The organism is Frondihabitans sp. GW821-FHT04F02, assembly GCF_059420045.1.
Genome location: NZ_JBWKSZ010000001.1, coordinates 1,092,420 through 1,102,516 on the forward strand (window position 1 = coordinate 1,092,420; position 10,097 = coordinate 1,102,516).

Sequence of the window (10,097 nt, forward strand, 5' to 3'; positions counted from 1 at the left end):
CACCCCACAAGGAAGCATGGCCATAAACCGTCCCGTCGCAAGGACGCCCACCCCGCGAATCCTTCCGAACTACAGCCGCGCAGCCGCCGACCGCGCAGCCGCCGACCGCTCGGCCCGAGCCCGCCGCGCCGCCGTCTCCCCCGGCGCCCATCGCGCGCGCGGGTGCGCCGCCCCGTACGCGTCGCGGAGCGCGTCGGCCGTCACCAGCGTGTAGATCTGCGTCGTGGCGACCGAGGCGTGTCCGAGCAGCTCCTGGACGACGCGCACGTCGGCGCCGCCTTCCAGCAGGTGCGTCGCGAACGAGTGGCGCAGCGTGTGCGGCGACACCTCGAACCCGAGCTCGGCGCGTTCGCCCGCCGCCTGGATGATCAGCCACGCGTTCTGCCGCGACACCCGCGCCCCGCGCACGCCGAGAAAGAGGGCCGGCGTCGCCGATCCCCGCGCCGAGAAGAGCGGCCGCGCCCGCACGAGGTACGCGTCGAGGGCCCGGCGGGCGTAGCTGCCGAGCGGCACGATCCGCTGCTTGCCGCCCTTGCCGAACAGTCGCACCACGTCGCCCTCGATGACGTCGTCGACGTTGAGCGAGACGGCCTCCGATACCCGGGCGCCCGTCGCGTACAGCAGCTCGAGCAGCGCCTTGTCGCGCAGCCGCGTGGGCTCGTCGCCGTCGGTCGCGGCCAGGAGCGCCTCGACCTGCGCGATGCTGATCGCCTTGGGCAGCCGTGACGGGAGCTTCGGCGGGCGCGTCGTCGTCGTGGCGTCGTCGGCGACGAGCCCCTCCTCCGCGGCGAACCGGTGGAAGCCCTTCACGCTCGACACGATCCGCGCGATCGACGACGCGGCAAGCGGCGGCTCGCGGGTCGCGAGGTGCGCCGGGAAGTCGCCGACGGTCGTGGGCTCGACGAACCCGGGGTCGACCACCCCTCTCTCGCGCAGGAACTCGGAGTACAGCCCGAGATCCCGCGTGTAGGCCGACACCGTGTGCGGCGACAGCCCCCGCTCGATCGCGACGTGCCGCAGGTAGCGGCTCACGGCGTCGGCGAGGGAGGTCATGCCCCCACGCTAGGCCAGGTGGGCGCCGACCCGGCTAGCGCCCCAGCTTCGCGTGCAGCGCCAGCGCCGCGATCGCGAGGATCGAGTTGTGCAGCCCGCCGTCGAGCACGCCGGCCACGATGTCGTCGAGGGCGACCCAGCGCACCTCGATGTCGGCCTCCTCCGCCTCGCGGTCGAACGCCTGCTCGGTGGCGCTCACGCCGGTGGCGTGGAACACCACGAGCTTCTCGTTGCTGCCGCCGGGCGACGTGTTGAACGTGACGAGGTGCTCCCACGTGTCGGCGTGCAGGTCGGCCTCCTCGGCCAGCTCGCGCTGCGCGGCGACGAGGGTGTCTTCGCCGGGGATGTCGAGCAGCCCGGCCGGGAGCTCCCAGTCACGGCTGCGGACGGGGTGCCGATACTGCTTGATGAGCAGGATCCGCCCCGCGTCGTCCTGTGCGACGACAGCGACGGCGCCCGTGTGGTCGATGTACTCGCGGCGGATCGACTCGCCGTTGTACGTGAAGGCGTCGCGCCGCACGTTCCAGACGGCGCCGGTGAAGACGACGTCGGTCGCAGTGACGTCGACCTCGAACGCGTCGTCCGAGAGCGGGATCGACTCAGGCACCTTCGGCAACCTCGAACAGGCGGGTCGCGTTCTGGCGGTCGAGCGACGCCGAGACGAGGCCCTCGAACAGCGGGTGAGCGTGGTTCGGACGCGACCGGAGCTCGGGGTGCGCCTGCGTGCCGATGTAGTACGGGTGCTCGGCGCGGTCGAGCTCGACGTACTCGACGAGGTGGCCGTCGGGCGACGTGCCCGAGAACACCAGGCCGGCGTCGGCGATCTGCTCGCGGTAGTGGTTGTTGACCTCGTAGCGGTGGCGGTGGCGCTCCTCGACGAGCTCCGAGCCGTAGAGGTCGGCGGCGAGCGAGCCGGGCAGCAGAGCCGCCGGGTAGAGGCCGAGGCGCATGGTGCCGCCGAGGTCGCCGTCGGCGATGATGTCGACCTGCTCCGCCATCGTCGCGATGACGGGGTGCTCGGTGTCGGGGTCGAACTCCGACGACGAGGCGTGCTCGAGCCCGGCCTTGCTGCGGGCGTACTCGATCACCATGCACTGCAGACCCAGGCACAGGCCGAGTGCGGGGACGCCGTTCTCGCGGGCGAAGCGCAGCGCGCCGAGCTTGCCCTCGATGCCGCGGATGCCGAAGCCGCCGGGGACGCAGATGCCGTCGACCTCGCCGAGCGCTTTGGCGGCGCCTTCCGCGGTCTCGCAGTCGTCAGACGGGATCCACCGCAGCGAGACCTTCGTCTGCTGCGCGAAGCCGCCGGCCTTGAGGGCCTCGGTGACGCTGAGGTAGGCGTCGGGGAGGTCGATGTACTTGCCGACCAGCCCGATCGTGACCTCGTGCTTGGGCTCGTGCACGGCCGAGAGGATCGGGTTCCAGCCCGTCCAGTCGACGGCGCCAGCCTTCTCGTCGAGACCGAGGTGCTCGATGATGTACGCGTCGAGGCCCTGCTCGTTGAGCATCGCCGGGATCTCGTAGATGCTCGGCACGTCGCGCGCGTTGACCACGGCGTCCTCGTCGACGTCGCACATGAGGGCGATCTTGCGGCGGTTGGACTCGGTGACCGGACGGTCGCTGCGGAGCACCAGCGCGTCGGGCTGGATGCCGATGGCGCGGAGCGCGGCGACGGAGTGCTGCGTCGGCTTCGTCTTCTGCTCGCCGGAGGCGCCCATGAACGGCACCAGCGACACGTGCACGAAGAAGACGTTCGAGCGGCCGAGCTCGTGGCGCACCTGGCGGGCCGACTCCAGGAACGGCTGGCTCTCGATGTCGCCGACCGTGCCGCCGACCTCGGTGATGATGACGTCGGGCTGCGGCTCGTCGGAGGCCTGCAGGCGCATGCGGCGCTTGATCTCGTCGGTGATGTGCGGGATCACCTGGACCGTGTCGCCCAGGTACTCGCCGCGGCGCTCCTTCGCGATGACCGTCGAGTAGATCTGACCGGTCGTGACGTTCGCCCCCTGGTTGAGGTTGATGTCGAGGAAGCGCTCGTAGTGCCCGATGTCGAGGTCGGTCTCGGCGCCGTCGTCGGTGACGAACACCTCGCCGTGCTGGAACGGGTTCATCGTCCCGGGATCGACGTTGAGATACGGATCGAGCTTCTGCATGACGACGCGCAGACCGCGCGAGGTGAGAAGGTTGCCGAGGCTGGCTGCCGTGAGGCCCTTGCCGAGAGAGGAGACGACGCCCCCTGTCACGAATATGTGCTTCGTTACTTTGGAGGAGCTAGGACCCGAGTTCTGATTAACCACCACGGGCTTCCATCCTACGTCACTCACGGTTCCTCTCCCAGCCCCTCGCGTTACGACCGTGAGTCGACGGGCCGGCCCGCGCGTGTCGAGCCGTCTGAGGCGGCCAGGTCGAGCAGCTCGCGCGCGTGCTCGAGGCCGCTCTCGCTGTCCGGCAGGCCCGAGAGCAGCCGGGCCATCTCGGCGACGCGCTCGTCGCCGGTCAGCTGCTGCACGCTCGATGCGGTGACCGATCCCGTTGCGTCCTTCACGACGCGGAGGTGGTTCGTGGCGAACGCGGCGACCTGGGCCAGGTGCGTGACCACGATCACCTGCGACCGCTCGGCGAGCATCGCCAGGCGCCGCCCGATCTCGATCGCGGACGACCCGCCGACGCCGGAGTCGACCTCGTCGAACACGAACGTCGGCACGTCGCTCGACGCGGCCATGACGACCTCGATCGCCAGCATGATGCGCGAGAGCTCGCCGCCCGAGGCGCCCTTGCCCAGCGGCCGGGCCTCGCTGCCCGAATGCGGCTTGAGCAGGAACTCGAGATGGTCGGCTCCCGACCCGCCCAGCTCGTCGCGCTCGGTCACGGCGACGACGAGCTCGGCCCCGGTCATCGCCAGTGCCGAGAGCTCGGCCGATACCCGTCGGGCGAGGTCGTCGCCGGACGCCCGGCGCAGCTCGGTCAGCGTCGCGGCGAGGCGGCGGGCCTCGGCGTGGGACGCCTCGACGTCGTCGGCCAGCTGCGCGACGCGGTCGTCGTCCCCGTCGAGCTCGACCAACCGCGCCGACCCCGTCGACACCAGGTCGATGACCTCGGCGAGCGAGGGACCGTGCTTTCGGACGAGCTGGGCGAGGAGGGCTCGGCGTTCCTGCACCGATTCGAGCTCGCGGCTGACATCGGCGTCGAGGGAGCCCAGGTAGCTGGAGAGCCGCGAGCTCGTCTCCGAGACCTGGACGCTCACCTCGGTGAGGAGGTCGGCGATCGACGCCAGCTCGGGATCGTGGCGCGAGACCCGCTCGATCTGGCGGCGCGCCTCGTCGACGAGGGTGACGACGTCGCGGGTCCCGTCGACGGAGTCGGTCGAGAGCACCTCGTGGGCCAGGCCGGCGGCGAGGCGGAGGTCTTCGGCGTTGCTCAGGCGCTCGGCCGTGGCCTCGAGCTCGTCGTCTTCGCCGGGCTGCGGATCGACGGCCACGATCTCGTCGATCGCGGCGCGCAGGGCCTCGGCCTCGGCGAGGCGGGCGTCGCGGTCGCCGGTGATCTCGGCCAGCTCGCGGGCAGCCAGCTGCCAGTCGTCGTAGGCGCGGCGGTACTCGGCGCTCGTCGCGGCCAGCTCGGCGCCGCCGTGGGCGTCGACCGCGTGCCGCTGGGCGGACGCCGACTTGAGGCGGATCTGCTCGGACTGCCCGTGCACGGCGACGAGGTGCTCGGCGAGGTCGCCCAGGACGCCGACCGGCGCGCTGCGTCCGCCGACGACGGCACGGCTGCGGCCCTCGCTCGACACGATGCGGCTCACGAACAGCTCGCCGTCGTCGATGTCGCCGCCGGCGTCGCGGACGCGCTCCGCGACGGCGCCGTCGTCGGGCACCGACCAGCGGCCGTCGACGACGGCCTGCGGCGAGCCCTGGCGCACGGCTCCGCCGTCGGCGCGCTGCCCGAGCAGGAGGCCGAGCGCCGAGACGACCATGGTCTTGCCGGCGCCTGTCTCGCCGGTCACCGCGGTGAACCCCGGGCCGAGCGGCAGTGTCGCGCGCCCGATCACACCGAGGTCTCTGATGCTGATCTCCTCAATCACGAAGGGCCTCGATCACGGAGTCTCCTGCGGGCCTCGCCAGCCGGTGACGGGCAGGTGGAACTTCGCCACGAGGCGATCCGCGAACGGCGCGCGTCGGAGGCGGGCCAGCCGCACGGGCTTGTCGGACCGCTTCGCGACGACGCGAGCGCCGGGCTCGAGCGTGTGAGCGCGGCGGCCGTCGCTCCAGAGGACTCCCGAGCCGTCGGTCCGGCTGAGCACCTCGACGGCGAGCGTCGAGTCGGGCCCGACGACCAGCGGGCGAGCGAACAGGGCGTGGGCGCTGAGCGGCACGAGGATCATCGCCTCGACCTGGGGCCAGACGACAGGGCCGCCGGCGCTGAAGTTGTAGGCGGTCGAGCCGGTCGGGGTCGACATGACGACCCCGTCGCAGCCGAACGACGACAGCGGGCGGCCGTCGACCTCGATGACGACCTCGAGCATCCGCTCGCGCGCGGCCTTCTCGACCGTCGCCTCGTTGAGGGCCCATGACTCGTACACGACCTCGCCGTCGACGAGCACCGCGATGTCGAGGGCGAAGCGCTCCTCGACCTCGTAGTCGAAGGCGAGGACGCGCTGGATCGTGTCCTGCAGGTCGTCGCGCTCGCTCTCGGCCAGGAACCCGACGTGGCCGAGGTTCACGCCGATGATGGGCGCACGAGTGCCCCGCACCAGCTCGGCGGCGCGCAGGATCGTGCCGTCGCCGCCGAGCACGACGACCGACTCGACGTCGTCGACCGACACGTCGGAGCCGAGGATGTCGACGCCGTCGAGCGTGGGCTCGGCGGCGCGGACGTCGTCGTACTCGTCTCGCGGCAGGACCGGGACGAGACCCGCGGCCACCAGCGCTCCGCACACCTCGAGCGCGGCGTCGATCGAGTCGCGCCGGCCCGTGTGGGAGACGATCAGAATGTGACGATCGGGCTGGGCGCTCGCGTCAGGAAGCTCGGCAGTCATGCTCAGCCCTTCGTCATCTCGTCGACCCGCTGGATCCATTCTGTCGGATTCACCCCGGCGGCAGCGCTGAGGTGCACGCAGTACTCGCGATTGCCGTTGGTGCCGACGATCGGCGACGGGATGACACCGGCCGTCCTAAGGCCGAGGTCGTGAGCCGACCAGAGCACCGACTGCACCGCGTCGGAGCGGAGGGCCGCATCGTGGACGATGCCCTCGCGGATGCCCTGCCGACCGACTTCGAACTGCGGCTTGACGAGCAGCACGAAGTCGCTCGCGGGTGCGACGGACGACACCAGCGCGGGCAGGACCAGACCCAGCGAGATGAACGAGAGGTCGCCGACGACGAGATCGATCGTCGACGCGTGCGGGCCGGAGGCGACGAGGGCGTCGCGCGTGAGGTAGCGCGCGTTCGATCCCTCCACCACGGCGACCCGGTCGTCGCCGCGGATGCGCGGCGCGAGCTGACCGTGGCCGACGTCGAGGGCGACGACGGAGCGGATGCCGCGCTCGAGAAGCACCTGGGTGAAGCCGCCCGTGGACGCCCCGACGTCGAGCGCGTCGCGCCCCGCGGGATCGACGCCGAACGCGTCGAGAGCGCCGATCAGCTTGTGAGCCGCCCGGCTGACGTAGTGGTCGAGGCCCGCCACCTCGATGCGCTGGACCGGCAGGGTCGAGAAGGACGCCTTCAGCACCGGCTTGCCGTCGACCGTCACGAGACCGTCGGCGAGCATCCGGTGGGCATGCGTCCGCGACCGCGCGAGGCCGCGGCTCGTGAGCGCCACGTCGAGTCGCTCGGGCCCCGACAGCGCGGCCTCGGGCTCGGTGGCAGGCGTCATGCCACTCCGGTCGATGCCTGACGGCCGCCGTCGAGCACGGCTCGCAGCTCGTCGTGAACGTGCGCGAAGGCGACGGCGCGAGTCTCGAGCGGCTGGCCGTCGATGACGGCCAGTCGCGAGATGAGATCGTTCGTTGCTTCGTTCGCGTCGCTCATGGTCGATCCACCCTAACCGCTCCCGCCGACATCGCTCGGCGGCCGTCCACAGGGTCGCGCCGATCCTCCTGGATCAGGCGTGCAGCGCCGGGTCGACGACCATGCCGTAGATCATCAGTCCGCTCGCCCAGACGGCCGCAGCGCCGGCGCGCAGCAGGTCGACCGGGAGATCGCCGCTCTCGAGCACCGTGACGACATTGCCGTGCAGCTGCACGCGCGCGTCGCGCACCGTGAAGACTCGTGCGCCGTCTCGACTCGTCGTCTCGACGGTCGCCGGGTACTCCTCGTGCAGCTCCCGGAGGTCACCGAGGATGTACTGAGGACGCGAGTCTGCCGCGGCGGCCAGCACCTGCTTGGCCTTGTCGATGCCGGTCAGCACCAGCACCGAGGGAATGCCCGCCTTGTTGGCGCCGATGATGTCGGTGTCGAGGCGATCGCCGATGAACAGCGGCGCCTCGGCGGCGTACCGCTCGAGGGCGGCGTCGAAGATCGCCCTCTCGGGCTTCCCCGCCACCAGCGGCAGCCGGCCGACTGCCGTGTGGACTGCGGAGACGAGCGTGCCGTTGCCGGGGGCGATGCCCCGCTCCTGCGGGATCGTCCAGTCCTGGTTCGTGGCGATCCAGGGGATGTCGGCGGCGAGAGCGAAGGACGCCTCGGCGAGGTCCTTCCAGCCGACCTCCGGCGCGAAGCCCTGGATGACGGCTGCCGGGGAGTCGTCCGCCGAGCGAGTCACGGTGAAGCCGGCAGCCTGCACGACGGTGGTGAGACCCTCTCCCCCGACGACCAGGATCGTCGAGCCGGGCTCGACAGCGTCGACCAGGAGTCGGATGGCCGCCTGCGGGCTCGTGACGACGTCGTCGCCCGACACGTCGAGGCCGAAGCCGCTCAGCTGCGCGGCGACCGCGTCGGCCGTGCGAGAGGCGTTGTTGGTGATGTATGCGACGCGAGCGTCGGCGGCGGCCCTGTTCAGGCTCTCGACGGCGTGCGGGATCGCGTTACGGCCGGTGTACACGACGCCGTCGAGGTCGGCGAGGACGACGTCCACTCCTGCCAGCGGATATCGCGCCTCAGTCGACGGGGCGCTCGTCGTCGCCGTCGAGCTCGGAGTCGAGGGGGACGTCGTCTCCGTCGAATCCTTCGATTTCTTCTTCCACGATCTCAACGGTCTCTCGGTCCTCTTCGATGTCTGACGTGTTCAGGGCCGCGCGGGCACGACGGGCCAGGGCGTACCAGTCCGCGGCCTCGGCACCGCGGTCGAGCTCCTCGAGCACGGTCGCGTAGGCGTCGAACAGGTCGGGGCTGTAGCTGAACGCGCGGGTGCGGTCGAGCTGAGGGATCTCGAGCTCCCGCAGCGCCGCGTCGGCCTGGCCGAGATCGAGACGAGCGCCCGATAGGGCGATGGCGAGCGAGACCCGCACGGGGACCTCGAGCGAGCCGGCCTCGACCGACTGACCGAGCTCGAGCGCGCGGTCGGGCCGTTCGAGTCCGCGCTCGCTGTCGACCATCATGGGCAGCTGGTCGTTGCGGCCCGAGATGCGACGGTAAGTCCGCAGCTCGCGCAGCGCGAGGGCGTAGTCCTCCAGCGCGTAGGCCGTGATGGCGATCGTCTCGCGGACGACCGCGATGCGGCCGGCGCGACGACCCGCGGCCTGAGCGTGCTGGTGAGCGAGCTGGGGGTCTTCCTCGATAAGCGTCGCCGCCATGATCAGGTGGCGCGCGACGAAGTCGGCGTTCTCCTTGCTCAGAGTCTTCAGCTCGGCGCGGGCGACCTTGTCGAGCTGACGCGGCTCGACCTCGTCGGGCAGATGCGGCTCGAACTGGCGGGGACGGACGGAACGCAGGCCCAGCGGATCGCGGTCCTCCCACTCTCCGCCGTTGTCGCGAGGGTCGCGGCCGGCGCGGCTACCGCGGTCGGGACCGTAGCGGTCGGGACGACCGCGGTCGGGACGACCGCCCTGCGGAGGCCTGCCACCCTGAGTCGGACGACCGCCCTGCCCGGGACGCCCGCTTCGCTCGACCGGTCGACCGCCGGTCTGCGGAGGACGACCGCCAGGACGATAGGAACGCTCAGCACCCGCAGGACCGTCGCCGCGCGGAGGACGTCGGCTGTCAGACCTCTCCCCCGACGGGCGCCCGTTCGCCGGGCGGTCCTGCCACGGACGGCTGCCGCGCTCCGAGCCACCCCGCTCCGCACCAGCACGGTCAGAACCACCCCGTGGCGGACGCGGACTCCACGTCCGGTCGCGGTTCGCGCCATCACGCGACGGAGCGCCGTCACGACCAGGGGCGCCGCTGTCACGGCTGTAGCTGCCGCCATCGCGACGCGGCGCACCACCATCACGAGCAGGACCACCATCACGACGCGGACCACCGCGGTCAGGACGATCGCCATCGCGACGCGGACCACCGCGGTCAGGTCGGCCACCCTGAGGCCGATCACCGCGGCCTGAACTGCCGCCTCGAGGCCCCGACCCGGTGTTGCGGGAGTCGTCGCGTCGCGGACGCTTGTCGTTGTCGTCGTCGCGATCGCTCACGCTGTTCTCCTGAAGTTCGGGTCTGTGTCGCGCGACGTCTGTCGACGTCGGCATCTGTGCCAGTGCACGTCGAGAAGACGAACACGGAACCGAGGAACTCGCCCGGCGCTAACCGGGGTTCTCTCGATGGGGCCTGCTGTGGTGTTGTAAACCCAGCCTAACAGCCAGCCCCGGCGCTGCCGACGCTGGAGGGTGAAATGCGAAAAGGCCACCCATTGCTGGGTGGCCTCTTCTAAGTTGAGTCCGGCGGTGTCCTACTCTCCCACAAGGTCCCCCTTGCAGTACCATCGGCGCTGAGAGTCTTAGCTTCCGGGTTCGGAATGTGACCGGGCGTTTCCCTCTCGCTATGGCCGCCGAAACACTAGGTCATCCAGTAACCCCGTTTGCGGGGTCCGGGATGAAGTCTTGTTTCGAGCTCAAAGCTCTGTATTGAGTTGTTTGTTCACGAAACCTGGGTCTGTCGACCGTGTTCCGGGAACCACATAGT

General features: G+C 70.9%; 10 protein-coding genes and 1 rRNA gene. All 11 read right to left on the reverse strand.

All coding sequences use genetic code 11. The annotated features are described in order from the left end of the window. Positions 1 to 69 precede the first annotated feature (69 nt). The gene (locus AC07TY_RS05110) at positions 70 to 1,053 is read right to left on the reverse strand and encodes a site-specific tyrosine recombinase XerD (RefSeq protein ID WP_494784535.1); all 984 of its coding nucleotides are present in this window, start codon (positions 1,051 to 1,053) and stop codon (positions 70 to 72) included. 34 nt (positions 1,054 to 1,087) lie between these two features. Beyond that, positions 1,088 to 1,660 carry an NUDIX domain-containing protein gene (locus AC07TY_RS05115; protein WP_494784536.1) on the reverse strand — a complete coding sequence of 191 codons (573 nt, stop codon included), beginning with the start codon at positions 1,658 to 1,660 and terminating at the stop codon, positions 1,088 to 1,090. Next, entirely contained in the window at positions 1,653 to 3,353 is a 1,701-nt protein-coding gene (gene pyrG / locus AC07TY_RS05120) for a CTP synthase (RefSeq protein WP_123504253.1), read from the reverse strand. The genes AC07TY_RS05115 and pyrG overlap by 8 nt, the downstream gene beginning before the upstream one ends. 47 nt (positions 3,354 to 3,400) lie before the next feature. Further along, on the reverse strand, positions 3,401 to 5,131 hold the full coding sequence (gene recN / locus AC07TY_RS05125) for a DNA repair protein RecN (protein ID WP_488625977.1): 1,731 nt from the start codon (positions 5,129 to 5,131) through the stop codon (positions 3,401 to 3,403). A gap of 12 nt (positions 5,132 to 5,143) precedes the next feature. Then, positions 5,144 to 6,085: an NAD kinase gene (locus AC07TY_RS05130; RefSeq protein ID WP_123504251.1), complete on the reverse strand. Its 942-nt coding sequence runs from the start codon at positions 6,083 to 6,085 to the stop codon at positions 5,144 to 5,146. A 2-nt stretch (positions 6,086 to 6,087) separates the two neighbouring features. After that, the gene (locus AC07TY_RS05135) at positions 6,088 to 6,921 is read right to left on the reverse strand and encodes a TlyA family RNA methyltransferase (protein ID WP_488625976.1); all 834 of its coding nucleotides are present in this window, start codon (positions 6,919 to 6,921) and stop codon (positions 6,088 to 6,090) included. Beyond that, entirely contained in the window at positions 6,918 to 7,076 is a 159-nt protein-coding gene (locus AC07TY_RS05140) for a hypothetical protein (protein WP_199738162.1), read from the reverse strand. The genes AC07TY_RS05135 and AC07TY_RS05140 overlap by 4 nt, the downstream gene beginning before the upstream one ends. A 73-nt stretch (positions 7,077 to 7,149) precedes the next feature. Continuing rightward, positions 7,150 to 8,121: an HAD-IIA family hydrolase gene (locus tag AC07TY_RS05145; RefSeq protein ID WP_233579716.1), complete on the reverse strand. Its 972-nt coding sequence runs from the start codon at positions 8,119 to 8,121 to the stop codon at positions 7,150 to 7,152. A gap of 22 nt (positions 8,122 to 8,143) precedes the next feature. Further along, on the reverse strand, positions 8,144 to 8,779 hold the full coding sequence (locus AC07TY_RS05150; RefSeq protein WP_494784537.1) for a hypothetical protein: 636 nt from the start codon (positions 8,777 to 8,779) through the stop codon (positions 8,144 to 8,146). A gap of 47 nt (positions 8,780 to 8,826) precedes the next feature. Further along, positions 8,827 to 9,516, reverse strand: a complete 690-nt coding sequence (locus AC07TY_RS05155; RefSeq protein WP_494784538.1) for a hypothetical protein — start codon at positions 9,514 to 9,516, stop codon at positions 8,827 to 8,829. Positions 9,517 to 9,851: 335 nt separating this feature from the next. Next, positions 9,852 to 9,968: ribosomal RNA gene (gene rrf / locus AC07TY_RS05160) — 5S ribosomal RNA — on the reverse strand. Positions 9,969 to 10,097 lie beyond the last annotated feature (129 nt).

What these genes read in the sequence shown, in the direction of transcription:
- AC07TY_RS05110 (WP_494784535.1), bottom strand. Translation starts at nt 1,053, where the DNA reads ATGACCTCCCTCGCCGACGCCGTGAGCCGCTACCTGCGGCACGTCGCG.
- AC07TY_RS05130 (WP_123504251.1), bottom strand. Translation starts at nt 6,085, where the DNA reads ATGACTGCCGAGCTTCCTGACGCGAGCGCCCAGCCCGATCGTCACATT.
- AC07TY_RS05135 (WP_488625976.1), bottom strand. Translation starts at nt 6,921, where the DNA reads ATGACGCCTGCCACCGAGCCCGAGGCCGCGCTGTCGGGGCCCGAGCGA.
- AC07TY_RS05140 (WP_199738162.1), bottom strand. Translation starts at nt 7,076, where the DNA reads ATGAGCGACGCGAACGAAGCAACGAACGATCTCATCTCGCGACTGGCC.
- AC07TY_RS05150 (WP_494784537.1), bottom strand. Translation starts at nt 8,779, where the DNA reads ATGGCGGCGACGCTTATCGAGGAAGACCCCCAGCTCGCTCACCAGCAC.